Raw genomic sequence first — 24,649 nt, forward strand, 5'->3', positions numbered from 1 at the left:
TGATTCCGTCAGGGTTCCCCTCACGTACCTCCAGCGTCACGAAGCCGGATACTGCTGTTTCCCCAGCAGCTCAGCCAGATGCACCGCGTTCCGGACCAGCGTCGCGTTCGTCGAAGCGACCGCTTCCGGCGTCTCGTCCAGGTCCTGGTAATCGCCGCCCTTCATCGCCTCCCCGTTCCAGTACGTGCCGCCCTGGGCAGGGATGGTGAAGCCGATGTCGTTGAGCGACTGGAAAAGATCCGCGGTGATCTTGTGCGCCCCGTCCTCGTTGCCGACCACCGCGACGACGCCGACCTTGCCGAACATCCCGGGCCGGCCTTCGTCGTCGGTCTCGGACTGTTCGGCGTTCAGCCGTTCCACCACGCGCTGCGCGATGCTGGACATGTGCCCGACCCAGGTCGGCGTCGAGATCAGCACGATGTCCGCGGCCGCGACCTTGCGCCGGATTTCCGGCCATTCGTCGCCGTCGCCCATGTCCGCCTCGATGCCGGGGCGCACGTCATGGTCGGCCACCCGGACCAGCTCGCCGGTCACTCCCCGTTCCGCGAACAGGTCGAGCAGCTGCCGGGCGATCAGGTCGCTGCTGGAGCGGTCCGGCGAGCGCTTGAGGGTGCAGCCTAGGGCGAGAACACGCATCAGGAACCTCCACTGGGGTGCCGACGCCGATCCGGGCGAACCCGGCCTCGGCGAGCACGTCGGGATCGAGCACATTGCGGGTGTCGACCACGACCGGCCGGTCGGCCGCTTCGGCGAGCCGGGGCCAGTCGAGGTCGCGGAATTCCGGCCATTCGGTGAGAACGGCCAGCGCGGCCGCGTCTTTCGCGACCAGATAGGGATCGTCCACGACGGTCCCTCCGTCCATTTCGGACTGGACAGCCGGGTCGTACGCGGTGACCTCGGCGCCTTGCCGGACCAGTTCGACCGCGACCGCGACCGCCGGCGAATCGCGCACGTCGCCGGTGCCCGCCTTGAACGCCAGCCCCAGCACGCCGATCCGGACGCCCTCCAGCGAACCGTCCGGACGCCCGGTCGCCGCCGTCCGGATCGCGCGGACCATGCGCGTGCGCTGCCGGGTGTTCACCCGCACCGCGTCGCGAAGCAGCCCGAATTCGACGCCTGCCGAATCCGCCGCCCGCAACAGCGCGCTGGCGTCCTTCGGCAGGCACGACCCGCCCCAGCCGGGGCCGGGGGCCAGGAAATGCGGGCCGATCCGCGGGTCGAGGCCCATCACCGCGGCCACGTCGCGGACGTCCGCGCCGCATTGTTCGCACAGTTCGGCCAGCGTGTTCGCGTACGACGCCTTCACCGCGAGGAATCCGTTGCTGGCGTACTTGGCCAGCTCGGCGCTCGCGCTGCTCGTGCGCACAACTCTGGCTTCGGTCGGCGCGTAAAGCCGCGCAACCCGTTCCGCGGCAGGCGAATCCGGCGGATCGGCGCCGACGACCACCCGGTCCGGGCACCGGAAGTCGTGCACGACATGGCCTTCGCGCAGGAACTCGGGATTGCTGACCACGGGAAGGTCAGCACGGCCGAGATACTCCGGGACGAGCTGCGCGGTCCCGACCGGCACGGTCGATTTCGTCACCACGATCGTGCCCGGCGCGAGCACTCGGCCGAGGTCGCCGAGCGCGCTGCGGAGCGCACGCAAATCCGGGGTGCCGTCATCGCCGGGCGGGGTCGGCAGGCACAGGAACACCACCGTCGACCCGGCGACCGCGGCGAAATCTCCGGAGAAGACGAGCGTGCCTTCCCTCAGTCCTTCGGCGACCAGCTCGGTCAGCCCCGGTTCGGCGAGGTCGACTTCTCCGGCCCGCAGCCGGGAAACCTTCGTCTCGTCAATGTCCACAGCGGACACTTGATGCCCCATCGCGGCGAAGCAGGCCGCCGTCGTCAGCCCGACGTAGCCCGCGCCGAGGACGCCGATCCGCTCAGCCATGCGACACCCCTTGGCGCAGCACCGACTGAGCGGCCGCCAGCACGCGGTCCGTGCTCAGCAGCAGCAGTCCGGCGTCCGGTTCGGTGCAGTGCGGGTCGCCGACGTCGCCCACCCACAGCACGACGTGCTGCGGCGCGTCCGGCGGCGGGCCCCAGCACCGGGGCGGCGTCGGGCCGAAGAGCAGGACGGACGGCGTGCCGAAAGCGGTCGCGAGGTGGCCGACGCCGGTGTCCCCGCACACCACCAGCGCCGCTTCCGCCACGAGCGCGGCCAGCTCGGCCAGCCCGGTCGCTCCGGCGAGCACCGCTTCCGGACCCAGTCCGGCTCGGGCGGCGACTTCCTCCGCCAGCTCGCGTTCGGCCGCCGCGCCGGTGAGCACCACGCGGTGCCCGGCCGCGGCCAGGTCGCGCGCCACCTCGGCGAACCTCTCCGGCGGCCAGCGCCGGGCGGGAAACGTCGCGCCCGGGTGCACGACGACCGCCCCCGGCGCGGGACTCGGCCCGGGCGGCGGGGAAATCCGCAGGTCCCGGCAGTCGGCCGGGCATTGGCCGTACTCGATCAGCCGGCACCAGCGGTCGACCTCGTGAATGCCCGGCGTCCAGTCCAGGCCCGGGATCTCCGGGACCGCCGGGTTCCGGTGGGTGAGCAGCGCGTCCGGCAGCACGGCCATCAGGTCGCGGATGCTCTCCGGGCCGTTGCCGTGCAGGTTCACCGCCAGCCGCGGCGGCGGGCCCGGCCAGTGCAGGGCACCGAGGCCGGGAGTGGGGAGCAGTTCGTCCACGGCGTCGACCAGTGCGACCAGGTCGCGCAGCCATTCCGGCGCGGCCAGCACGAGGCGTTCTTCCGGGTACGCCTGGCGCAGCCCGCGCAGCGCCGGGACCGCGGTGAGCAGGTCGCCGATGCCGAGGGCGCGCAGAGCCAGCACGCTCATGGCCAGGAACCTTCCTCGGAAGCGCACACGACCAGCTCCCGCACCTCCGCGTCCGGCGGCTGGCCGAGGGCAAACACCACCGTCCCGGCGACGTGTTCCGGCCGGTTCAGCTTCGCGTCCGCGGGCGGCCGGTACTGCTCCGTCCGGTCGTCGAAGAAGCGGGTCCACATCCCGCCCGGCACGAGCAGCGTCACGCCGACCCGGCCCGCCAGCTCCGCGGCCAGCGCCCGAGTGAAACCGACGACGCCGAATTTCGAGGCGCAGTACGCGGTCGCGTCGCTGACTGCCTTGATGCCGAGCGTCGAGGACACGGTGACGATCCGGCCGTGGGACTGCTCCAAATACGGCAGCGCGGCCCGCACCACGGCGACCGTGCCGAGGAGGTTCACGTGCACGACTCGCTCCCAGTCCTTCGCCGGGACCTCGCCGAGCGGACCGCACGCGTCGATCCCCGCGGCTGTCACCACCCCGTCGAGTCCGCCCGCCCGTTCGGCGACCTCGCGCACGGCTTCCTCGGCCGCCGCGGAGTCCGCGAGATCGACCTGCACGTATTCCACCCCGTCGGCGGGCCGGGCGCGGTCAAGCACCCACGGGGTGCCGCCTTCCGCGCGGACCGCTTCGACCGTCGCGGCGCCGAGACCGGACGCGCCGCCGGTGATCAGGACATTGCCAAGAGAACGCATCAGACTCCCTCGAAGATTCACCGGCCGGCCGCGGCGGCGACCAGCCTCGTCGTCGAATAGCCGGGCAGGGTCGGCACCAGCACGACCTCGCCGCCGTACCGCTCGACCACCGCCCGTTCGGGCAGCTCCGCCTCGGCGTAATCGCCGCCCTTCACCCAGACGTCCGGCCGCAGCCGTTCCAGGATCGCCACCGGGGACGATTCGTCGAAGACCGCCACCGCGTCCACAACGGACAGTGCTGTCAGCAGCCGGGCCCGGTCCTGCGCGGACAGCAGCGGACGTCCCGGGCCCTTCAACCGGCGCACGGAACTGTCCGAATTCACGCACACCACGAGTGCGTCGCCGAGAGCGCGCGCTTGGCGCAGCAGGCTGACGTGCCCGGGGTGCAGGAGATCGAAACAGCCGCCGGTCGCGACGAGCCGCCCGCCAGCCGCGCGGACTCGTTCCGCTACCGCAAAAGCATTTCCCGCCGCGAAATCCGGAGAGTCCTCAATGGACATCCGGCCTTCCTCGACGGACAGTGCGCTGGCCCCGCCCGCGGCGACAAACCGAGCTGCCGCCTCGACCGCGACGCGCACAGCCTCCGTAATCGAAGCACCGTCGAGCAGTCCGGCCGCCACAGCCGCAGCGAACCGGTCGCCCGCGCCGCAGGTATCCGTCGCGCTGCCGCTGACCTTCGCACCGTCCGGCACCGAAATCCGCCGCACCGACCTGCCGTCGTCCACCAACGCGCCCCGCGAGCCGATCGTCACCGCGACCGCGTCGGCGTTCCAGCGTTCCCGCAGCAGACCCGGCAACTCGAGCGCGTCCGGCACCACCGCGGTGGCCTCGCTGGCGTTCGGCGTGACCAGACGTGTTCCTGGCACCGGCTCCGCGCCGCGCGGATGCGGGTCCCACACCACCGGAATTTCCGACGCCAGTTCGGTCAGCACCTCTCGCAGCCGCGGGTTCCGCGTGAGGCCCCGGCCGTAGTCGGACACCAGGATCGCCCCGGCACTGCGCAACGCGCGCTCCGCCCGATCCGGCAGAACGTCGGCGGACGCGGTTCCTTCGCCGGAATCCAAGCGCACCAACGATTGTCCGGCCGCTCGGATCCGGGTCTTCGACACGGTGCTGCCCTCCAGCGGGACCGGCACCAACGTCACCTCCGGTTCGAGCAGACCGGCGAGCGTCCGGGCAGAACGATCGTCGCCGAGCGCGGTCACGAGGACCACCTCAGCAGCCGACCGGGCCGCCAGCAGCGCGGCGAGACCCGCTCCGCCGGCGCGCAGCCACCGGCTGGTCACGTCGACGACCGGGACCGGCGCGTCCGGGCACAGTCGCTCGGCGACGCCCTCGGCATCGACGTCGAGGAACACGTCGCCGACCACCACCAGCGGCTTCACGCGGGCACCCCGAGCGCGTCGTCCAGGGCTTCGCACAGCGCGTGCACCAGCGCCAGATGCAGTTCCTGCACGGTGGCCACGCTCGGCGCGTCGACCGCCACCGCGTCGTCGCACAGCGCGGCGAGCGGGTTCGGAGCCGGTCCGGTGAACGCCCAGGTGGTCACGCCCAGCTCGTGTGCCGCCTTCGCCGCCGCGACGACGTTTTGGCTGCTGCCGCTGGTCGACAGGCAGACGAGCACGTCGCCGGGCCGTCCGTGTGCGCGGACCTGGCGGGCGAACAGTTCGGCTTCGTCGTAGTCGTTGCCGATCGCGGTCAGCGCCGAGGTGTCGGCGTGCAGCGCGATCGCCGACAGCGGACGGCGCTCGCGTCGGAACCGGCCCACCAGCTCGCCGGTCAAGTGCTGGGCTTCGGCGGCGCTCCCGCCGTTGCCGCACGCGAGCAACCGCCCGCCGTTCTCGAAAACACTGGCCAGGTAAGCGCCCCATTCGGCAATGCGCGGGGTCGCGAAGCGCAATCGTTGCGCGGCCGAACACAAGTCGGCGAAGTGGTCTGCCATGACGGCGTCTCCTCGAAAAGTCAGCGGCTCCGGTGACGCCGGACCAGGAACGGTCCCAACGCCAGAACATCCACCGGAGCCGAACCGAAACACTCCAACGCGTCGCGCGGGGAATCGACCATCGGCCGCCCCGCGGTGTTCAGGCTCGTATTGACGACGACCGGAAGACCGGTCCGGTCCGCGAATCCGGAAAGCATTCGCGCGGTGCGCGGATCGTCGGCCGGGTCGACGGTCTGCACCCGGGCGGTACCGTCCACATGGGTCACCGCGGGCAGCCGTTCGCGCCACGCTTCGGCGACGTCGTGCACGAAAAGCATGTAGGGACTGGGGAACGGGCCGCGCGAGAAGATCTCCTCCGCGCGGTCGGCGAGCACCATCGGGGCCACCGGACGGAATTGCTCGCGGCCCTTCACGTCGTTGAGCCGCTCCAGATTCCCGGCACGGCCGGGGTGCGCGAGCAGCGACCGGCACCCGAGCGCACGCGGGCCGAATTCGGCTCGGCCTTGGAACCAGGCCACGATCTGGTCGTCCGCCAATGCCTCCGCTACCGCGTCCGAGACGTCGTCCGGACGTTCGTAATCCAGTTTCGCCTTCTGCAGAATGGCTTCCAGCTCGTCGTCCGTCCATTCGCGACCGAGCGCGGCACCGGACATCGGTTCGATCCGCTCCCCCGCGTCGGCCGCCAGCTGGAGCGCCGCGCCGAGCGCGGTTCCCGCGTCCCCGGCGGCGGGCTGGATCCAGATCGACTCGAAGGGGCTTTCCGCGTGCAGGCGGGTGTTGGCCACACAGTTGAGCGCGATGCCGCCGGCCAGGGTCAACGTCCGTTGCCCGGTCCGGTCGTGCAGCCAGCGAGCGAGGTCGAGCAGCACTTCCTCCAGCACCTGCTGGACGCTGGACGCGAGATCCGCGTGCCGAGGGGTCAGTTCGTCGCCAGGAGAACAGCGCGGCGCGAGGGCGGACCAGTCGATCAATTCAGTGCGAAATCCCCCGTCCCCGGTTACGTAAACGCGCTCGCGGAGATAGTCGAGATGCACCGGTCCGCCATAGGACGCCAGTGCCATCACTTTGTATTCGTCGCTCGACCGCGCGAATCCCAAGTGCTCGGTGAGGTCTTCGTAGAACAGGCCGAGCGAATGCGGAAGCTTTTGCGCGGCAAGCTCTTTGAACCGTCCGTCGCGATACTCGCCAGCCAGGTACGACGTGCTTTCGCCGCGTCCGTCCGCGACCAAAACCGCCGAATCGCCCGGCGGTCCGGCGAGTGCCGCCGAAGCGGCGTGCGCGACGTGGTGCCGGACGAACCGGACCTTCTTCTGGTCGAGTCCGGGCAGTTCGCTGGCGAGGAATTTCGGGGCGCGGCGGGCGAATTCGGTGCGCAGTTCCTCGCCGCTGGGGTCGTGTCCGGCGAGACCGGGTTCGACCAGGTCCGGGTCATAGGAGAACCCGACCGCGTCGAGATCCGCCGCGGTGAGCCCGGCCCGCTCCAGGCACCAGCGGGCAGCCTGGCCCGGCTGTTCCCACGCCGAGAACGGCACCGCCTGCTTGCCGTGCTTGCGCCGGCTGAACCGCTCTTCTTCGGCTGCCGCGACGATCCGGCCGTCGACGACGAGCGCGGCGGCGGGATCGTGGAACACCGCGTTGATTCCCAGGAAGCGCACCCGTTCACCCCTTCTCCGGCGGGGCGGACCCGGTGGCCCGCCGTCCCGGGAGCACTACCCGGCGAAGTCGGGGATAAACGAATCAGCCGGAAAAGCCCAGGACGTCGCTACTCCGCGAAGCGACGCACCCGGTTACGCGGCGGCGGCTTGCCTCCGGGAGAACCATTCGGCGGTTCGCCGCAACCCTTCCCCCGCAACGATTCGCGGTTCCCAGCCGAGCACCCGGCGCGCGAGCGAAATGTCCGGGCACCGCCGCCGCGGATCGTCCACCGCCGCGTCGACATGCACGATCCGCGAAGACGACCGGGTGATCGCAAGGACCCGCTCAGCGATCTCCCGCACCGAAAGCTCGTGCGGGTTGCCGATGTTCACCGGTCCGGAATGATCCGACCGCGCCAGCGCGAGCAGCCCGTCGACGGTGTCGTCCACAAAGCACAACGACCGCGTCTGCCGTCCGCTGCCTTCGACGGTCAGCGGTTCGCCCGCGAGCGCCTTGGTGATGAACGACGGCACCATCCGCCCGTCGTCGGCCCGCATGCCGGGGCCGTAGGTGTTGAAAATGCGCGCGATCCCGGTGTTCGCATCGGCAGTGCGCCGCATCGCGCTGGTCAGCGCTTCGGCGTAACGCTTGGCTTCGTCGTACACGCTGCGCGGTCCGATCGGATTCACGTTGCCCCAATAGGTTTCGCGCTGCGGATGCTCCAGCGGATCGCCGTACACCTCGCTGGTCGACGCGAGAACGAACCGCGCCCCGCGCGCCGCGGCGAGGGCGTTCTCGGTGCCTGCCGAACCCGCGCGCAACGTCTCGAGCGGCAGTCGCAGGTAGTCCCGGGGCGACGCCGGGGAGGCCAGGTGGAACACGACGTCGACGGCCCCGGGAACCGGGATCGGCCTGGTCACGTCGTGCTCCAGCAGCAGGAACCGCGGATGTCGGGCGACCGCGTCGAGCGCGCCGCGACGGGCTGTTGCGAGATTATCCACCGCGGTCACTCTCGCGCCTTCTTCGAGCAGTTTCGCGCACAGCCGCGCGCCTACGAATCCGGCTCCGCCGGTGACTACCGCGTGGGAGAAAGCCATGCCGCGCCGGATACCCGCGCAGCGCCGCGTTAACCCCGGCGACTCACGGGTAACCGCCGGGCATGCGAGTACTCCTGACCGGCTGGGCGAGTTTCCGGCACGGCGAGGCCACCGCGGGAGACGTGCTGAGCTTACGGGCGGTGAGCGACGTCCTGACCCGAGCAGGGGTCGACCACCTGACCGTGTGGAGCCCCGCGTTCCGCCCCGAGGGCCCGCACCTGGCCGACGCCGCACCGGACGCGTTCACCCACGTCGTCTTCGCCTGCGGCCCGTTGCGCGGCACGCAACTCCAAGACCTGCACCGCCGTTACCCGCGGTGCCGTCGGCTGGCGATCGGCGTGTCCGTGCCCGATCCGGCGGACCCCGCGGTCGCCGGGTTCGACGTGGTCCTCGCCCGCGACGACGGCGACGCCTGCGCCGCCGACCTCTCGCTGGCCGCCCGGCTCGACTCGCCGCCGGTGGTCGGCGTGGTGCTAGCACCGGACCAGCCCGAATACGGCGCGGACCGGCGGCACGACGCGGTGCACGCGATCCTCGCCGAATGGCTGCGCGACCTCGACTGCGGCCGCGTCCCGCTCGACACCCGCCTCGCCACCGACGACTGGCGGCACTGCGCAACGCCGGACCAGTTCGTGAGCACAGTGTCCCGATTGGACGTCCTGGTCAGCACCCGGCTGCACGGCCTCGCCCTCGGCTTGAAGGCCGGTGTCCCGGTGCTCGCCGTCGATCCCGTCGCGCACGGCGGCAAAGTGACCGCCCAAGCGCACGCGCTGCGCTGGCCCGCCGTCCTGCCCGCGGACGCCACCCGCGCCGACCTCGACGAGTGGTTCGAGTGGTGCTGCTCCGCCGAAGCACGGGCCCGCGCCGCCGCGGAACACCCGTTCCCCGGACCGCTGGCCGAACTCGTCGGCGAGCTCAAGGAAATACCGTGAGCCGGACGACCGTCGTCGTGGCCACCCGCAACCGCGCCGAAGAACTGGCGCGCACCCTCGCCCGACTGTCCACATTGGACCCACCGCCGCCGGTGATCGTCCTGGACAACGGCTCGACGGATCACACGGCTGACGTCGCCGCTTCCTTCGAGCAGGTGCGGGTGATCCGAAGCCCGCACAATCACGGCGCCGCGGCGCGCAACCAGGGCGTCATCGCCGCCCGGACGCCGTATGTCGCCTTCAGCGACGACGACTCCTGGTGGGCTCCCGACGCACTCCTCCGGGCCGAAAAGCTCTTCGCCACCCATCCCCGGCTCGGCCTCCTCACCGGACGGACCTTGGTCGGCCCGGAAGAACGCGAGGACCCCATCACCCCGGCCCTCGCGCACAGCCCGCTGGGAACTCCGCCGGACGCACCCGGCCCGCTCGTGCTCGGGTTCCTGGCCTGCTCCGCGATCGTCCGGCGGTCGGCTTTCCTGCAGGTCAGCGGGTTCAGCCCGATGCTGCATTTCGGCGCCGAGGAACAGCTGCTGTCCTATGACCTCGCCGCGGCCGGTTGGCAGCTCTGCTACGCGGAAGACGTGGTGGCGCACCATCATCCGTCGCCAGCACGCCCGTCCCCGGGCTGGCGGCAGCGTGCCGAGGCCCGCAACCAACTGCTCATCGGCTGGCAACGACGTCCAGCCCACGTTTGCGCCACCCAACTCCGGCGGCTGCTCGCCCGCGCGCGGCGAGAACCGGCTCTGCTCGCCGCACTCCCCGCCGCGGCGCTCCGGCTCCCGCCCGCACTGGCCCGCCGCCGCGTGCTGCCCGCCGCCATCGAACACCAAGCCCGGCTGACGGAAGGATAACCATGAACCGCACGTCCGTGGTCGTGATCACCCACAACCGCCGCGAACAACTGCGCGAAACCCTCCAGCACCTGGTCACCCTGCCGGAGCGGCCACCGATCCTGGTCGTGGACAACGCGTCGACCGACGGCACCGCCGACCTCGTCGCCCGCGCACGGCGAGAACCGGGGCTGCCCGCCGCCATCGAACACCAAGCCCGGCTGACGGAAGGATGACCATGAACCGCACGTCCGTCGTGGTGATCACCCACAACCGCCGCGAACAACTGCGCGAAACCCTCCGCCACCTGGTCACCCTGCCGGAGCGGCCACCGATCCTCGTGGTGGACAACGCGTCGGCCGACGGCACCGCCGACCTCGTCGCCCGCGACTTCCCCGAACTGCGCCTGATCAAGCTCGACCGGAATCTCGGCGCGGTCGGCCGCAACATCGCCGTCCGCGAGGTGACGACGCCGTACGTGGCGTTCTGCGACGACGACACCACCTGGCAGCCCGGCTCGCTCGCCCGCGCCGCCGAAGTCCTGGACGCGCATCCCGGGCTCGGTTCGGTGACCGGGCGCTGCCTGGTCGAACCGGACCTGCGGGAGGACCCGATCACGCCGGAACTGCGGTTTTCGCCGGTGCCCGGCCCGGAGTGGCTGCCCGGTCCGGCGCTGCTCGGGGTGATGGCCGGGCTGACGATGTTCCGGGTGCGGGCCTTCCGCGACGTCGGCGGCTTCTCGCCGCGGATGTGGCTCGGCGGGGAGGAGGAACTGCTCGCGCTCGACCTCGCCGCGCTCGGCTGGCGGATGTGCTGGCGGGAGGACGTCGTGATCCACCACGCCCCGTCGAAGCTGCGCGATCCGCGCCGGCGGCGGGGGCTGGGGATCCGGAACACCTTGTGGACGTTGATGTTGCGCCGCCCGTGGCGTTCGGTGTTCCGCCGGGGAGCCGCGGTGCTGGCTTCCGCACCCCGGGACCGGACGACGGTCGCCGCGGTGGCGGAGTGCCTGCGCGGCCTCCCCTGGGTGCTCCGCGAGCGCGCCGTGGTCCCGGCCGAAGTCGAGCACGGTCTGCGATTGCTGGAAGCGCCACAACGCAACTCACCCGCGCGCCGATACACCGGTTAACCGTCCGTGAAGGGCTCCTTGAGGGAATCAGATTCCCTCAAGGAGCCCTTCACGGACAGTGGTTAACGCACGGCGGCCCAGTCGGACTCGCTGACTGGCATGGCTTTTTCGTAGGCGCGCACGGTTTCCGCGGCGATCCGGTCCCACGAATACCGCGCCCGGACCCGCTCCTGTCCCGCGGTGCCCAGCGCCTCCAGTTCCGCGGGCTCGTCCAGCAACGCCCGCAACCGAGCCGCCAGCCGGGCCGGGTCGCGCGGCGGCACCAAGCGTCCGGTGATCCCGTCCACCACCGTGTCTGTCAGACCGCCGACCGCGGCGGCCACCACCGGCACCCCGCACGCCATCGCTTCCAGCGGGACGATCCCGAACGGCTCGTACCAAGGCGTGCACAGCACCGCGTCCGCCGAACGCAGCAAGGCTGGCATCTCAGCGCGGCTCACCTGACCTGCCAGCTGCACCCGGTCAGCCACCCCGAGCCGCTCCGCCAGCCGCCGCAGCCGCCGCGCCTCCGGGTCGCGGGAAAGCGCCCCGGACGCCGGTCCGCCCGCGATCACCAGCTCGGTCTCCGGCACCCGCGGCAACGCGGCGATCGCCAGGTCGAACCCCTTGCGCGGCACCAGCCTCCCGACCGAGACCAGCCGCTTCGGCGCGGTCCGCGGCACCACCGGGCCGCCGACCCCGAACCGCTCCAGGTCGACCCCGCACGGCACCACCGAAATCCGCTGCCGCGGCACCCCTTGCCGAGCCAGTTCGAACACCTCGTCCGAGCAGGTCGCGACGATCCGGTCCACCTGTTTGCCGACCATCCGCTCCAGCCGCATCCGGTCCGGCGGGCTCGTGTCGGCGTCGCCCTGGTGCCGCCGCTTCACCACGCCCAGCGCGTGAAACGTCTGCACCGTCGGCACCTTGGCCTCGCGCGCAGCGAGCACCGTGGCCACGCCGGACATCCAGAAGTGCGCGTGCGCCACGTCCGGCGGCTCCTCCGTCCACCGGTCGCGCAGCCAGCTGCCGAATTCCCCCATGTACGGCAAAAGTTCGTCTTTCGGCAGGCGGCGCGCCGGACCGGCCGGAACGTGCACCACGCGGTAACCGGCCGGGGTCTCCACCGCGGCAGGCGCGTCCGAGTCGTCGCGTCGCGTGTAGACCGTCACCTCGTGGCCGCCGCGCACGAGCGCCGCGGAAAGGTCGGCCACGTGGACGTTCTGCCCGCCCGCGTCCGCCTCCCCCAGCGCGGCGAGCGGACTGGCGTGTTCGGACACCATCGAGATCCTCATCAGACTCCTTCCGCAGCGGGGGCGGTTTCGGTGAGCAGGCGGTCCCAGCGCGCCAGGAACGCGTCGAGACCGAAGTGCGCCAGCGCGTGCTCGCGGGCCGCTTTCCCGGCCAGCACGGCAAAATCGGGTTCGTGCACGAGTTCGCGGAACCGCCGCGCGAGCACCTCGATGTCGGCGGAGCACACCCCGGCGTCCGGGGGCACGGCCGCAGGGGCTTCGGTGGAGGCGACCGCGACGATCGGCATGCCCAGGTGCATCGCTTCCAGCAGCGACAGGCCGAGCGACGTCCAGCGCGCCGTGTGCAGATACACGCGGTGCCGGGCGAGCTCGTCGTGCAGCCGCGGCGGACGCACGTCGCCCTGTCCGCCGGGCAGCTCTTCGGTGCCCATGCCGAACACGTTCACCGGCGCGATTTCGCGGAACGCGGGCAGCAGATCGGCCCCGGTCACCCGGGCGCGGCGGCGCGGTTCGTTGATCATCGCCGCGCCCGCGGGCAGCTCGCCGGTGTAGCGCTCGCCCGGGTCCGGGATGCCGTGCGGGATCACGACCACCGGCGCGATCCCGTTGTCCCACATGAGCGCGTTGTACGAGGTGACGTGCACGATCGGCACCTCGTCCTGACCCGCCATCGGATGCCGGGACACCGCCGCGCCGTGCCGCGGCGCGTTGTGCTCGACGTACACCATCGGCACCCGCGAGCCCAGCTGCGGCCGGACGAACGCGGCTTCCTCCGGCCGCTGGAGCACGACCACGTCCGGCCGGGCGTCCGCGAGCCGGTCGACCGGGACCTCGGTCACCCCCGGCCAGTCCCGCCCCGCCAGACCCAGCCCCCACGGAGCGCCCTCGGGTCGCGCCGGGACGAAGTACTCGTGCCGCCCGCGGACGAACGCGTCGGTCCACGACCCGTGGACGTGCCAGAGCAAGATCCTCATGCGCCCTGGCTTATCCGCGCGGATTCGACGTTAAACGAGGGGATGCGCGGGGTACCCCGGTCAGCTCTCGCCGCGGAAATTGTCGCCCAGCTGGGGATGGCCGCGCTTCGAGCGGCCCTCCTCGTCCTCCAGCGGGCTCTCCGGCTCCGGCCGCCGGGGCACCTGCTCCTCGTCGACCTCGGTGCGGCGCGGGTTCGCCGCCTCTTGTTCCGGTTCCCGGTGACGTTCGTCAGTCATGCCGCCTCCAGCACTGTCTTGAACCAGCCGTCCGTGGTTGCCGCGCCAGGCCTGGCTCGGCGCGTCGCCGGGCACCCACAGGTCACCAGTCCGGACGGCGCACCGCGGGGAGCCGGTCCAGCGTCGCCGTCACCGCCGCGGCCACCCGCGGTTCGGTCAGCGGAGCGCCGGCCGGGCCGTGCGGGAGCACTTCGACCTCGACCCCGGCCTCGCGGGCCGAGGCGACGTGCGTGCCGTGCGCGGCGAACCACTCGCGGGACGCGCGGCCGTCGCCCTCCGGGTCCGGCCCGACGAGCAGGACCGACCGCACCGCCTCCGGGTACCGTTCGGCCAGCCGCAACGCGACCGGCACTAGCTGGCCGCCCGCCAGCACATCGGCCAGCGGTTTGGCACCCGCGGCCTCTCTGAGCAGCACGGAAGCCCGGCCCGGAGGACAGGGCACGATCCGGTGGTCCGGTGCCGCCTGCCCCCAGCCGGGCGGGACCTCGGCCTTCGCGGCTTCGTCCAGGACTACGAGCATCCGTTCAGTCATCAGCGCCTCCTCCCGGTCGCGTACCCGAGGGGGCGCGGGCGAAACCCGGGGGTTTGGCCGCCGCCTTCCGGGGTACCCGCGCGGGTCGGGCGAGAGAGGGAGACAGGGGTGCGGGACGGAATCGCCGAACCATGGGGCACGCGCACGCCGTACGGTCCGGGCGAGGACTGGCCGGTGCGGGTCGACTGCCATCTCGCCGACGGGCTCGAGCCGGGCGACGTCGACCGCTGGGTCCGCACCGCCGCGGTCCTGCATTCCAACGGCGACGGTCTCGACATCGCGGTGAAGGACGGCCGGATCGCCGGCGTCCGCGGCCGGGCCGACGATCGCGTCAACCACGGCCGGCTCGACCCCAAGGACCTCTTCGGCTGACAGGCCAACAACGCGCCGGACCGGCTGCTTACTCCGCTGGTGCGTGACAACGGGGTGCTCCGCGAATCCACGTGGGACGAAGCGATGGACCGGATCGTCCAGCGCAGCCGCGCACTGCTCGACACCGAAGGCCCCACCTCGCTCGGCTTCTACACCAGCGGACAGCTTTTCGCCGAGGAGTACTACACGCTGGCCGCGATCGCCCGCGGCGCACTCGGCACGAACCACCTCGACGGCAACACGCGGTTGTGCACCGCGACCGCGGGCGAATCGCTGAAGGAAAGCTTCGGCTGCGACGGCCAGCCGTCCTCCTACACCGACATCGACCACGCGGATGTCATCGCCCTGTTCGGTCACAACGTCGCCGCGACGCAACCGGTGCTGTGGTCCCGCATCCTCGACCGGCTCGCCGGTCCGCGACCGCCGCGCCTGCTGTGCGTCGATCCGCGGCAGACTCCGGTCGCAGAAGCCGCCGAACTGCATCTGGCTCCGCTGCCCGGCACGAATGTCGCGCTGATGAACGGAATCCTGCACAAGGTCATCCTGCACGGCTGGTGCGACGAGGCGTGGATTAACGAGCATACCGTGGGTTACGACGATCTCATCAAGGTCGTCCGCGACTATCCGCCCGAGCGCGCGGCGTCGATCTGCGGAGTGCCGGCCGACGAAATCCGTTCCGCGGCGAGACTGGTCGGCACGACTGACCGGTTGCTGTGCACTGTGCTGCAAGGGTTTTACCAATCGAACCAGGCGACCGCTGCCGCGGTGCAGGTGAACAACCTGGTGCTGCTGCGCGGAATGCTGGGCAAACCAGGCTGCGGCGTTTTGCAGATGAACGGCCAGCCGAGCGCGGAGAACACCCGCGAATGCGGTGCCAACGGCGATCTCACCGGGTTCCGCAACTGGAACAATGACGCGCACATCGCTCAACTGGCCGAACTGTGGAACGTGCCGATGGAGCAGATCCCGCACGACGGCCCGCCGACCCACCTGATGAAGATGCTCGACCTCGCCGAGAGCGGCGACCTGCGGTTCTGGTGGATCTCCGCGACCAACCCCGCGGTGTCGCTGCCCGAACTCGCGCGGGTCCGGAAGATCCTCGGCCAGGACAGCCTTTTCCTCGTCGTGCAGGACGCGTTCCGCACGGAAACCACGGAATTCGCCGACGTGGTGCTGCCCGCAGCGATGTGGGGCGAGAAAACCGGGACTTTCACGAACGCCGACCGCACCGTGCATCTGTCCGAGAAAGCGCTCGACCCGCCCGGACAAGCGCGCCCAGACCTCGACATCTTCCTCGACTACGCCCGCCGCATGAACCTGCGCGACCGCGACGGCGCGGCTTTCCCGCCCTGGCACGACTCGGAATCTGCCTACGCGGCTTGGCAAAAGGTGTCCGCCGGACGACCCTGTGACTACAGTGGACTGTCCTATGAGAAGCTCCGCGTAGTCAGCGGCGTCCAGTGGCCGGTCGACGAAGCCCATCCGGACGGCACCGAACGCCTTTACGCGGACGGCAAATTCTTCGCCGATCCCGACTACTGCGAGGAATACGGCAAAGACCTGCACACCGGCGAGCCGGTCAGCCCGGAGGAATACCGCGAGTACAACCCGGACGGCAAAGCCATGCTCAAGCCCGCCGAGTACCTGGTACCGGAGGAACCGCCGAGCACCGACTACCCGTTCGCGCTGATCACCGGGCGGACGCTGTACCACTTCCACACGCGCACGAAGACCGGCCGCGCACCGCAACTGGAGACCGCCGCCCCGGAAGTCTGGGCCGAACTGTCCCGCCAGGACGCCGAACGCGCCGGAATCACCGAGGGCGACCTGCTCGAGATCCGCACCCCGCGCGGCCGCGTCCGCGCCAAGGCGCGCCCGTGCGGGATCCGCGACGGAGTGCTGTTCCTGCCCTTCCATTACGGCTACTGGGACACCGCCGACCCGACCGGCGCGGACGGCGTCCGTGCGGCCAACGAACTGACCATCACGGCCTGGGATCCGGTGTCGAAGCAGCCGCTGTTCAAGACAGCCGCCGCGGCGCTGCGCAAGATCTCCGACGGGAACCCGAAGGAAACCATCGCGCTCGGCAACCGGACGGTGTCCGAACAGCTCGTCGACTAGCCGCTCACAGCAGATCCCGCGGCACCCGGCGATGCCAGTTCCGCGACACCAACCGCCGATCCCCCTCGTACCCGTCCAGCTGCGCGTCGATCACGAACTCCTCCGGCGTGCAACTCACCCGCGTATACGTCTCCGTCCGCACCAGCCACTCCCCCCGCTCGAACGTCACCGTCCACGACGTCTCCGCCACCGGAGAACAGAAATCATCCGCCACCCACGAGTAACACTCGTGCACATCACGAGTGATCTCCAGATCGATGTCGTCGTACCGGATCGTGCCGGAGTTCTTCACCACGTCCAGCGCCGAGTGGTAGTCGACCAGGTCCCGCGACACCGTCCACTTCTGCTCCGGACGGCTCACCTGCGTGGTCGGCAGCGGCGGCGTCCCTTCCGGCTCGCCGAACTCGTCCGGGGCGACCTCGTCCGGTTCGCCGGTCGGCCGCACCGGCAGGGTCAGCGCGCTCGCCCCGGTCCGCACGGCGAGCGTCACCGGTTTCGGCGGCGGCCACGCGAGCGGCCAGTACGAAGTGGACAGTGCGAGCCGGATCCGGTGCCCGGCCGGAAACGCTTGCGCCACCCCGTTCAACTCAAAGTCCACTGTGTACTCTTCGCCCAGCGCAAGCGGTTCCGGTTCCTCATGGCCGTCCCGGTGCGTGAGGTTCAGCAGGCCGTAGGTCACCCGCGTCGCCCGGCCGTCCGGGGCGACGTCCGACAGCCGCGCGGCCACCATCGCCACCGGCTGGTCCGCCGAGACCCGCAGCCGCACCCGAGGCGCACCAAGAATTTCGCACCGCTCGGCGAGCACGTCCGTGTCGAACACGAGCGAACCGCCGTCCTCCTCGCGCTGGTCGTACGGCAGGTCCGGCGGCGCGCTGTACGACGCCCATTTCCCGGCGAACTGCCCCACCGACAAGGGCGACGCGACACTCAGCGGCTCCTCGGCCACCGGCTCGCCGGGCCGGGCGAGCCGGTGCGGCGCGAGGGCGTACTCCGTCGGCCGGACGTGCGGCGAAGGCCATTCCGCCTCCCCGACCCAGCGTCCGGGACGGTCCTCATAGGACGTCGACGGCGGCACGCTCTCCTGCATCCACGTGCGCAGGACCGGGCCGTCCATGACCCCGTTGTCGACGTCCTTGAGCCAGTGATCCCACCAGCGCACGACTTCCTGCAGGTAGCCGATCGCGGGGCCGGGCTCGCCGAGGTGCGGGTACTTGTGCGACCACGGCCCGATCAGCCCGCGGCACGGCACGTCGAGATGCGACAGCAGCCGGGTGACCGCGTTGGAGTAGCCGTCGGCCCAGCCGCTGGACGCGAGCACCGGGCACTGCACCCCGGAGTAGTCCTCGGAAACCGAAGCGTGCCGCCAGTAGCTGTCGCGGCGCTGATGCCGCAGCCACTGTTCGGCCCACAGGCTGCAGTTTTCCAGCCGTTCCCGCCACATGTCGCGCCAGCGGTCCCCCACCAGCGCCGGGTCGGGCGGCATCGTCGCCTCGCCGAACATTGTCCCGGACTCGGCGATGTTGTCCGACAGCAGGCAGCCGCCCATGTAGTGCATGTCGTCGGCGAACCGGTCGTCGGTGAACGAGGAGACGACGATCGCGCCGAGGCTCGGCGGTTTCCGCGCCGCGACCTGCAGCGCGGCGAACCCGCCCCAGGAAATGCCCATCATGCCGGTGCGCCCGTCGCACCACGGCCGGTCGGCGAGCCAGGCGAGCACGTCCTCGGCGTCCTGTTGTTCCTGTTCCAGGTATTCGTCCGCGAGCACGCCCTCCGATTCCCCGGAGCCGCGCAGGTCGACGCGCACGCAGGCGTAGCCGTGCCCGGCCAGGTAGGGGTGGTGGATCGAGTCGCGGACGGAGGTCAGGTCTCGCTTGCGGTACGGAATGTACTCGACGATCCCCGGCACAGGCAGCGATTCCGATCCGGCGGGCCGCCAGATCCGCGCCGCCAGCCGGGTGCCGTCCGAAACCGGGATCCGGACGTCCTCGTCCTCCATGATCTCGTACGGCAGCGAGGGAAGAGCGCGCGTGATCATGCCTGCCGGGTACCCGGCCCCGCGCGCCCGAAACGGAGTTGCCCGCGGCAGGAAAACGGGTACCCGGTGCACATGATCAGCATGAAAGCCCAGCTGTATCAGGCGCATCTGCGCGCGACGCGGCAGAAAGCCTTTTACGACAACGCTCGCGTGCTGCACCAGCGCCTGCACCGCCACCAGCGGCCGTCGCAAGCCCGGCCGCCGAGGAAGCTGCGCAAGCACTACGACCTCGAACACCGCGAGGTGCACGGCTTCGCGTGCTGGACCGTGCGGCCGCGCGCGAAGGCCGGGCTGCATGTCTTCCACCTGCACGGCGGCGGTTACGTCGAGGAAATCGAATCACACCACTGGGAATTCGCCGCCGACCTGGTGCGCCGGCTCGGCTGCACGGTCACGCTGCCGATCTACCCGCTCGTCCCGCGGCACAGCAACGCCGAGACGATTCCCATGGTGCAGGCCGCGTTCGAGCAGACGCTCGGTGCGGAGCCGGCGGAAAACACCGTCCTGTCCGGCGATTCCGCCGGCGCCGCGCTCGCACTGGCGGTCGCGCAGCGGCTCCGGGAGGAGGGCCGCCCGCAGCCGAAACAGACGATCCTGATCTCGCCGTGGCTCGACGTGACCCTGGAAGACCCGATTTCGGTCGTACTGGACGAACACGACCCGATGCTCGGCATCACCGGCCTGCGCGAGGCGGGCAAGATGTACGCCGAAGGCACCGACCCGCACGATCCGCGAATCAGCCCGCTGTACGCGGATCTGTCTGGACTCGGCCCGTTCAGCCTGTTCATCGGCACCCGCGACGTCCTCCTCCCGGACGCCCGCCGCTTCGCTTCCCGCGCCCGCGATGCCGGGATCGACGTCGACTACGCCGAGTACCCCGGCATGTTCCATAACTGGCTCATGCAGCAGATCCCCGAAGGGCGCCAGGCGCGCAACCACATCGAGCGCATCCTCCGCCGCTAGGGTCATTCCGCCGCAGCACCGGCCCGCGCGGACCTCACCGGACTCGACCTGTTCAGCCGGCCCACCGGCACCCCACCGCGAGCCTCACTCCGGCGGCAGCGGCACGCCGCGACGACTAGTCCGGTAGTCGTCGCGGCTTGCCACCGTCCCGTCCTCCGCCCGGACAATGTGGACAGACCGCCGAGCCTTCGCCATATGCCGCCCCGTCTTCACCGCTTCCGCGCGGGACTTCGACGTGTTCGCCGCCCGCACGTGCCCCACCACGCGGTTCTTCCACAGCGAGTTCTCGTACAGCGTCTCGACGTCCCCGTCCACCCGCTGCCCTCCTGTTCAGTCCTCGAACTCGAAGCGCAGCCGTTCCTCGCACTTCGCGTACTTCGCCTCGAGTTCGTCCTCGGTGTCCGCGCCGATGATCAGTTCCGCCAGTTCGAAGGAGTAGCTGTCCTGCTCCGGCAGTTCCGACAGCCGCTGGCCTTCCTCCGGCGTGATCGAGATCGTCGTGCCGCCGAGTTCCTGGCAGAGCCCGGCGATCTCGTCCGGGGTCGGGATCCGCGTGACGACCGCGTCGCCGTCGAAGCGGCGCAGGTAGCAGCGCCCGGCGATGTGGTACTGCCCGCGGCCGCGCGGGAACTGCGGTTCCTGGCCAAGTCCCAGCCGGAGCATGATTTCGTGGTTGGCCACGCCGTCGACCAGCTCGAACAGCTCCGCGTGCGACTGCGAGTGCCGCGGGTTGATCTCCAGCAGGCACACCTGCCCGGACTGCCGGTCGCAGAAGAACTCGATGCTGAACGTGCCGTTCTCGAAACCGACCTGGCGCATCACGCGCTCGGCGATGTCGAACATCCGCCGGACGGTCTCGTCCGGCAGCTGCGACGGGTACTGATGGCGCAAAAACGAAGACCAGCCAGGGAAATCGACCGAGTCCAGCGCGGCGTAGAGACGCACCTCGCCCTTCCAGACGTACCCCTCGACCGCCGCCTGCACCCCGTGCAGTTCGGATTCGGCCAGGCACGCGGCCCCGCCGACCTCGGCGATTTCCGGCGGCAGATCGACCTGGCGCAACACGTCCTCGAACGGGTCCCCGACCCGTCCGACACCCTCCCGCAGTTCCTCGACGGCGTCCGCGAAGCCCTGCATGTCCCGCACGTGAAACGCCAGTTCCGACGAGAACCCCTTGACCGGCTTCAGCCACATCGGGAAGTCCACCCCGGACGGCGGCCGCGGCTCGTCGTCCAGGTCGACGATGCCGAACGGCGGCAGCTCGTCGATCACCTTCCGCTGTTCGAGCCTGCTCCAGTACTTGTGCTCGCACTTGAGCACCGCGGACAGCGGCACGTGCGGGAGGCCGCGCTCCTCGCACAGCAGCGGCGCCATGGTGGCGGCCGGGAAGTCCCAATAGGTCACGATCGCGGCGGGTTCGCCGTCGAAATCGTCCAGCTGCTGGCGGGCCTTCTTCATCAGGTCCGGGAAGTCGATCTCGCCGTGCTGCAGCTCGTCCGGGCTGAGCAACGGGCGGAACCGCAGCCCGGCCGCGGACGGGAGTCTTTTCAGGATGCGCTCGTTCTCCTCGTCAAGACCGAGCACGAACACGTCGTCAGTCATGGTTCAGCTCTTCCGTCCCGTCAGCGCGTCGCGGATCTTGTCGACGAACGCCGCTCCCGGCGCGAGTACCAGGTTCGCCGGCGGCTTGCTCGGCGCGTGCGGATGCGGCCTGGTCGGCGCGATCTTCTTCGCCGCCAGCACCCGCTCGCCCAGCCGGTCCAGCTCCTCGGCGGAACACGCGTCGCGCAGCCGCGGGAGCAGGTCGTTCTCCTCGTCCTTGATGTGGTGGCGGACGTCGGCGATGAGCTTGCCGAGCAGCTCCTCGTACTCCGGTTCGCCGGGGTTCTTGCGCTCGAGCCGCTTCATCACCTTCTCGGCCTCGGCGTGCTCCTCGATCTCGTGGTCGGCGATCTCGTCGCCGTTGTCGAGGTGCTTGCGCGCGGCCGGGTACATGAGCTGCTCTTCGGCGACCGAATGCCGGACCAGCTCGGCGATCACGTGGTCGACCACGTCTTTCCGGTTCCCCGCCTCGGGTTCGCTCTCGAGCTCGGCGAACACCCGCTCGACGTCGCGGTGGTCGTCGGTGATCACGGTGATCAGGTCGGTTCGGGTGGGTGCGGCCATGCTGCCTCCTCGCGTGTCGGGAACCCACCGGTTACCCGTTGCGCCGCACGGCAACCACCCGAAGCCGAACTGCCCCGCCGACCTGGCCGCTCCCCAGCGCCGCGAGACGGTGCGTGAGGGGAACCCTGAGGGAATCAGATTCCCTCAGGGTTCCCCTCACGCACCTCTGCGCCAACCCGCGCGGACTAGGCGGCAGCTGTCACCTTCCCGCTCAGCAAATGCCCCGCCCCCGGCACCTCCGGCCGCACCCCCAGTTCGCTGAGGATCCGGAACGTCGTGGCCGTGGCCGCCGAAAGCACCGGAATTCCCACCGCGTCCTGGACCGGCTGGATCGACGGCAGCGAAGGCATCTGCACGCACGCCGACAGCACCAGCGCGTCCGCCCGGGACAGGTCCAGTTTCCGGTAGTGCGCCAGCAGATCCGCCGGGTCCAGCCGCGCCACCGCCAGGTTGTCCGGCACTTCCAGCGAGAGCGAGTCGACCACCTCGACGCCCGCGTCCTCCAGGTACTCGACAACAGCCTGGGTCAACGGCTTCATATACGGCGTCACGATCGCGACCCGCTTCGCCGCCAACGCGGCGATCCCGGACAACAGTGCGCCCGCCGAAGAAACCACCGGCGCGTCCGAGCCTTCCGCCCGCAACGCCGAGGCGATCGAATCCTCAGCGGTGCAGTGATAACCCGGCCCTTGCGCCATGATCGCGACCAGGCAGGCAGTCGCGACGACGTCCGGTCGCGCGTCGGCCAGTTCGGTCGCCGCGCGCTCCGCTTGGGCGTTCATCGCGCGCAACTGCTCCGGCGTCACGTGCTGCATCCGCGCGCGGGCGGAGTGGAAGACGAACCGGTCCTCCGGGTACCGCTCCTCGCGGGCGCGCAGCATCCGCGGCAGCTCGGTTTCCATGGTCAGGTTGGAGCTCGGGACGATCATCCCGATGTGGTGGTCGGTCATCGCTTCGCCGCCGGGCGCATGTCCTTCACGGTCAGCTCGCCCGCGTCGACGATCAGCTCGTCGTCGAGGTACAGGCTGTTGCCGCGCATCGGGATGTCGAAGTGGCACGCCGTGTCGTTCGGTCCGCCGAGTTCGTTGTTCGGGCCGATCGAGAACATCACGTTGCCGTAGAAGCTGCGCAGCTCCATGCCCATGCCGCCGGGGAACTGGGTCAGGCCGTGCCAGTGCGCCCGCTCGTCGAGGCCCCAGCCGACGTGCGACATGCCGTAGCCGCGCGGGTCGTGGAAGGACTCGATGTAGCTGCGCAGCAGGTCGGCGTCGAGGCCGGACGAGCCCGCGCCGCCGCGGATGTCCTGGATGAAGCCCTTTTCGATGGTCAGCTCGACCGGCGTCTGCACATAGGTGTTGAACGGCAGCAGCACGTCGCCGGGCGCGAGCACGATCTTGCCGTCCACGCCGTCGTCGGAACCGCCGGTGAACACGAACGCCGCGGGCCAGTGGTCCCAGCGGCCCGGCTGGTCGGTGTAGCCGTACTCGCTCATCGTCGGGTACACGCCGAGCTGGTAGGTGACGTCCGTGCCGTGCGGGCTGGTGATCCGCATGGTCTTGGCCTTGGCCAGCAGTTCCGCGCCGATCTCGACGCGCTCGCGCAGTTCCTTGGTCGGCATCAGCCGAGCCAGCAGCTCCGGCGGCTCGACCGCGGTGAGGATCCGGGTCCCGGCGGCCTGGATCGCGAACTGCTCCTCGCTGAACAGCAGGAACGTGCAGTCCACGACCATGTCCGCGGCCTTGAGCGCGTCCACCGCGAGCGGCAGCTGGTCAAGACCGGACTGCCCGACCGCCCACGCGCCGGACGCGTTCGCCGGCGACGGCAGCCGCATGTGATAGGTCGCCGCCCCGAGCTGCTGGGCGGCCCAGAGGAAGGCGTCCGCGTACTCGGCGCGCTCGGCGCCGCGGGTCAGCACGACGACCGTCTCGCCCTCGTGCACGCCGGAAAAAGTCAGCTGGCGCAAGCAGATGTCGTTGAACAGGTTCTGGTCCATGGCGACCTCCTTGATTGTCCGAATACGGATTATCCGAGTGCGAAAAACACGCCGGGGTCAGCGGGCGAGCAGGTCTTTCAACGCCGAACGCAGCGCCTGCAGGGCGGGCCGCGGTTCGTCCCAGAAGATCATGTGCCCGGCGTTTTCGACGCCGGCGAGCGGATGCTTCGATTTCTCCAGCACCGCGACGTCCGCTGCGGTCACCACCGGGCTTTCCGCGCCGTACAGCAGCACGGCGGGTCCCGGGAGATTTTCCCACAGCGGAAGGAATTCCTCGGATTCGAAACCCTCGTGCGTCGCCGCGATGGCCGTCCGAGAGCACGACGCGAGCCAGCGGGCGCGCAGTTCCTGTTCCCGGCGCGGCCAGCGCGGCCACGAGGCGGCGACCTCGTCCGCGCCGGTCCCCCGCTGCGCTTGGTCCAATTGGGACTCGAAGACCGCCAGCGAGGTCGGGTACGGGCGGCCGGGGCCGCTCATCGGCGGGTCGGCGAGGACGGTGCCCGCGATCCCGCCGGACAGCGCGGCTTTCGCCGCGATCCGCGCGCCCATCGAGTGGCCGAACAGCAGCGGCGCGGACAGGTTCAGCTGGTCGACGACCGCTTCGACGTCGGCGGCGTACGCGTCGAGGGCATAGCTCGATCCGTCGTCGGACAGGCCGCGGCCGCGGACGTCGAGCACCAGCGGACGGACGAGGTCGGTCAGCTCGCGCGCGACGAAGTCCATGGTGATCGCCGGGCTGGTGATCCCGGGAAGCACCACGAGGGGGACGCCGTCGGCCGGGCCGTAGTCGAGGACGTGCAGCCGGACGGAACCGGACCGCACCCAGACGCTGGCCGCCGGGACGTCCGCCAGGTCGGCGAGCGCGGGCTGGGTCAGCACCCGGTCGGAAACAGAAGACATGCGGGAACT

The 24,649-nt window shown here is 70.6% G+C and carries 26 protein-coding genes; 7 read left to right on the forward strand and 19 right to left on the reverse strand.

The genetic code is table 11. From position 1 onward, the window contains the following. Positions 1 to 36: 36 nt before the first annotated feature. The 8 genes from WA670_RS29995 to WA670_RS30030 form a co-directional block, all read right to left on the reverse strand. A complete protein-coding gene (locus tag WA670_RS29995; RefSeq protein ID WP_240690575.1) occupies positions 37 to 576 on the reverse strand; it encodes a flavodoxin family protein in 540 nt (179 codons plus the stop codon). Further along, positions 500 to 1,936, reverse strand: coding sequence for a UDP-glucose dehydrogenase family protein (locus tag WA670_RS30000; protein ID WP_336159553.1), 1,437 nt, complete (start codon positions 1,934 to 1,936; stop codon positions 500 to 502). Before WA670_RS30000 ends, WA670_RS29995 begins: the two co-directional genes overlap by 77 nt. Further along, positions 1,929 to 2,867: a glycosyltransferase family 9 protein gene (locus WA670_RS30005; protein WP_336159554.1), complete on the reverse strand. Its 939-nt coding sequence runs from the start codon at positions 2,865 to 2,867 to the stop codon at positions 1,929 to 1,931. The genes WA670_RS30000 and WA670_RS30005 overlap by 8 nt, the downstream gene beginning before the upstream one ends. Beyond that, positions 2,864 to 3,550 (reverse strand): SDR family oxidoreductase, encoded by a 687-nt coding sequence (locus WA670_RS30010; protein WP_336159555.1) that lies wholly within the window; start codon positions 3,548 to 3,550, stop codon positions 2,864 to 2,866. Before WA670_RS30010 ends, WA670_RS30005 begins: the two co-directional genes overlap by 4 nt. A gap of 17 nt (positions 3,551 to 3,567) precedes the next feature. Then, a complete protein-coding gene (rfaE2, locus tag WA670_RS30015; protein WP_336159556.1) occupies positions 3,568 to 4,935 on the reverse strand; it encodes a D-glycero-beta-D-manno-heptose 1-phosphate adenylyltransferase in 1,368 nt (455 codons plus the stop codon). Continuing rightward, entirely contained in the window at positions 4,932 to 5,492 is a 561-nt protein-coding gene (locus WA670_RS30020; RefSeq protein WP_134662331.1) for a D-sedoheptulose-7-phosphate isomerase, read from the reverse strand. Before WA670_RS30020 ends, rfaE2 begins: the two co-directional genes overlap by 4 nt. Before the next feature lie 20 nt (positions 5,493 to 5,512). Next, on the reverse strand, positions 5,513 to 7,147 hold the full coding sequence (locus tag WA670_RS30025; RefSeq protein WP_336159557.1) for a carbamoyltransferase family protein: 1,635 nt from the start codon (positions 7,145 to 7,147) through the stop codon (positions 5,513 to 5,515). Between the two features lie 132 nt (positions 7,148 to 7,279). Then, positions 7,280 to 8,224: an NAD-dependent epimerase/dehydratase family protein gene (locus tag WA670_RS30030; protein WP_336159558.1), complete on the reverse strand. Its 945-nt coding sequence runs from the start codon at positions 8,222 to 8,224 to the stop codon at positions 7,280 to 7,282. Between the two features lie 62 nt (positions 8,225 to 8,286). On the opposite strand from WA670_RS30030, the gene WA670_RS30035 reads away from it, so the two are divergent. The 4 genes from WA670_RS30035 to WA670_RS30050 are packed head-to-tail and all read left to right on the forward strand — an operon-like array spanning position 8,287 to position 11,115. Beyond that, the gene (locus WA670_RS30035; RefSeq protein ID WP_134662334.1) at positions 8,287 to 9,156 is read left to right on the forward strand and encodes a polysaccharide pyruvyl transferase family protein; all 870 of its coding nucleotides are present in this window, start codon (positions 8,287 to 8,289) and stop codon (positions 9,154 to 9,156) included. After that, a complete protein-coding gene (locus WA670_RS30040) occupies positions 9,153 to 10,007 on the forward strand; it encodes a glycosyltransferase family 2 protein (protein ID WP_336159559.1) in 855 nt (284 codons plus the stop codon). Before WA670_RS30035 ends, WA670_RS30040 begins: the two co-directional genes overlap by 4 nt. A gap of 2 nt (positions 10,008 to 10,009) precedes the next feature. Continuing rightward, positions 10,010 to 10,222, forward strand: a complete 213-nt coding sequence (locus tag WA670_RS30045) for a glycosyltransferase (protein ID WP_336159560.1) — start codon at positions 10,010 to 10,012, stop codon at positions 10,220 to 10,222. A 2-nt stretch (positions 10,223 to 10,224) separates the two neighbouring features. Further along, positions 10,225 to 11,115 carry a glycosyltransferase family 2 protein gene (locus WA670_RS30050; RefSeq protein ID WP_336159561.1) on the forward strand — a complete coding sequence of 297 codons (891 nt, stop codon included), beginning with the start codon at positions 10,225 to 10,227 and terminating at the stop codon, positions 11,113 to 11,115. A 62-nt stretch (positions 11,116 to 11,177) separates the two neighbouring features. Here WA670_RS30050 and WA670_RS30055 read toward each other — a convergent pair whose 3' ends face one another. The 4 genes from WA670_RS30055 to WA670_RS30070 all read right to left on the reverse strand — a co-directional run bounded on the left by WA670_RS30055 (position 11,178) and on the right by WA670_RS30070 (position 14,090). Next, positions 11,178 to 12,389 carry a glycosyltransferase gene (locus WA670_RS30055; RefSeq protein ID WP_336159562.1) on the reverse strand — a complete coding sequence of 404 codons (1,212 nt, stop codon included), beginning with the start codon at positions 12,387 to 12,389 and terminating at the stop codon, positions 11,178 to 11,180. Next, positions 12,389 to 13,321 (reverse strand): glycosyltransferase, encoded by a 933-nt coding sequence (locus WA670_RS30060; RefSeq protein ID WP_336159563.1) that lies wholly within the window; start codon positions 13,319 to 13,321, stop codon positions 12,389 to 12,391. The genes WA670_RS30055 and WA670_RS30060 overlap by 1 nt, the downstream gene beginning before the upstream one ends. Positions 13,322 to 13,381: 60 nt before the next feature. Next, positions 13,382 to 13,558, reverse strand: coding sequence for a hypothetical protein (locus WA670_RS30065; RefSeq protein WP_158714487.1), 177 nt, complete (start codon positions 13,556 to 13,558; stop codon positions 13,382 to 13,384). Positions 13,559 to 13,640: 82 nt separating this feature from the next. Beyond that, positions 13,641 to 14,090 carry a hypothetical protein gene (locus WA670_RS30070; protein ID WP_336159564.1) on the reverse strand — a complete coding sequence of 150 codons (450 nt, stop codon included), beginning with the start codon at positions 14,088 to 14,090 and terminating at the stop codon, positions 13,641 to 13,643. 108 nt (positions 14,091 to 14,198) lie between these two features. Here WA670_RS30070 and WA670_RS45240 point away from each other — a divergent pair, with 108 nt between their 5' ends. Together WA670_RS45240 and WA670_RS30075 are read left to right on the forward strand one after the other, a co-directional pair. Further along, positions 14,199 to 14,462: a hypothetical protein gene (locus tag WA670_RS45240; RefSeq protein WP_442893137.1), complete on the forward strand. Its 264-nt coding sequence runs from the start codon at positions 14,199 to 14,201 to the stop codon at positions 14,460 to 14,462. A gap of 39 nt (positions 14,463 to 14,501) precedes the next feature. Continuing rightward, positions 14,502 to 16,583 carry a molybdopterin oxidoreductase family protein gene (locus WA670_RS30075; protein WP_442893138.1) on the forward strand — a complete coding sequence of 694 codons (2,082 nt, stop codon included), beginning with the start codon at positions 14,502 to 14,504 and terminating at the stop codon, positions 16,581 to 16,583. A gap of 4 nt (positions 16,584 to 16,587) precedes the next feature. On the opposite strand, the gene WA670_RS30080 is transcribed toward WA670_RS30075, so the two are convergent. Then, positions 16,588 to 18,618 (reverse strand): CocE/NonD family hydrolase, encoded by a 2,031-nt coding sequence (locus WA670_RS30080; RefSeq protein ID WP_336159565.1) that lies wholly within the window; start codon positions 18,616 to 18,618, stop codon positions 16,588 to 16,590. Positions 18,619 to 18,690: 72 nt separating this feature from the next. On the opposite strand from WA670_RS30080, the gene WA670_RS30085 reads away from it, so the two are divergent. Continuing rightward, positions 18,691 to 19,581 (forward strand): alpha/beta hydrolase, encoded by an 891-nt coding sequence (locus WA670_RS30085; RefSeq protein ID WP_336159566.1) that lies wholly within the window; start codon positions 18,691 to 18,693, stop codon positions 19,579 to 19,581. An 84-nt stretch (positions 19,582 to 19,665) separates the two neighbouring features. Here WA670_RS30085 and WA670_RS30090 read toward each other — a convergent pair whose 3' ends face one another. The 6 genes from WA670_RS30090 to WA670_RS30115 form a co-directional block, all read right to left on the reverse strand. Beyond that, positions 19,666 to 19,896 (reverse strand): DUF2188 domain-containing protein, encoded by a 231-nt coding sequence (locus tag WA670_RS30090; protein ID WP_336159567.1) that lies wholly within the window; start codon positions 19,894 to 19,896, stop codon positions 19,666 to 19,668. A gap of 15 nt (positions 19,897 to 19,911) precedes the next feature. Further along, complete coding sequence (locus tag WA670_RS30095; RefSeq protein WP_336159568.1) at positions 19,912 to 21,183, reverse strand: ATP-grasp domain-containing protein; 1,272 nt, start codon at positions 21,181 to 21,183, stop codon at positions 19,912 to 19,914. Positions 21,184 to 21,186: 3 nt separating this feature from the next. Next, positions 21,187 to 21,747 (reverse strand): hemerythrin domain-containing protein, encoded by a 561-nt coding sequence (locus tag WA670_RS30100; RefSeq protein WP_336159569.1) that lies wholly within the window; start codon positions 21,745 to 21,747, stop codon positions 21,187 to 21,189. A gap of 185 nt (positions 21,748 to 21,932) precedes the next feature. Next, positions 21,933 to 22,697 (reverse strand): maleate cis-trans isomerase family protein, encoded by a 765-nt coding sequence (locus tag WA670_RS30105; protein WP_336159570.1) that lies wholly within the window; start codon positions 22,695 to 22,697, stop codon positions 21,933 to 21,935. After that, the gene (locus WA670_RS30110; RefSeq protein WP_037813170.1) at positions 22,694 to 23,740 is read right to left on the reverse strand and encodes a leucyl aminopeptidase; all 1,047 of its coding nucleotides are present in this window, start codon (positions 23,738 to 23,740) and stop codon (positions 22,694 to 22,696) included. Before WA670_RS30110 ends, WA670_RS30105 begins: the two co-directional genes overlap by 4 nt. A 57-nt stretch (positions 23,741 to 23,797) precedes the next feature. Then, positions 23,798 to 24,640, reverse strand: a complete 843-nt coding sequence (locus WA670_RS30115; RefSeq protein WP_336159571.1) for an alpha/beta fold hydrolase — start codon at positions 24,638 to 24,640, stop codon at positions 23,798 to 23,800. Positions 24,641 to 24,649: the final 9 nt, after the last annotated feature.

Source organism: Amycolatopsis sp. VC5-11 (genome assembly GCF_037034185.1).
Classification (GTDB): Bacteria; Actinomycetota; Actinomycetes; order Mycobacteriales; family Pseudonocardiaceae; genus Amycolatopsis; species Amycolatopsis nivea.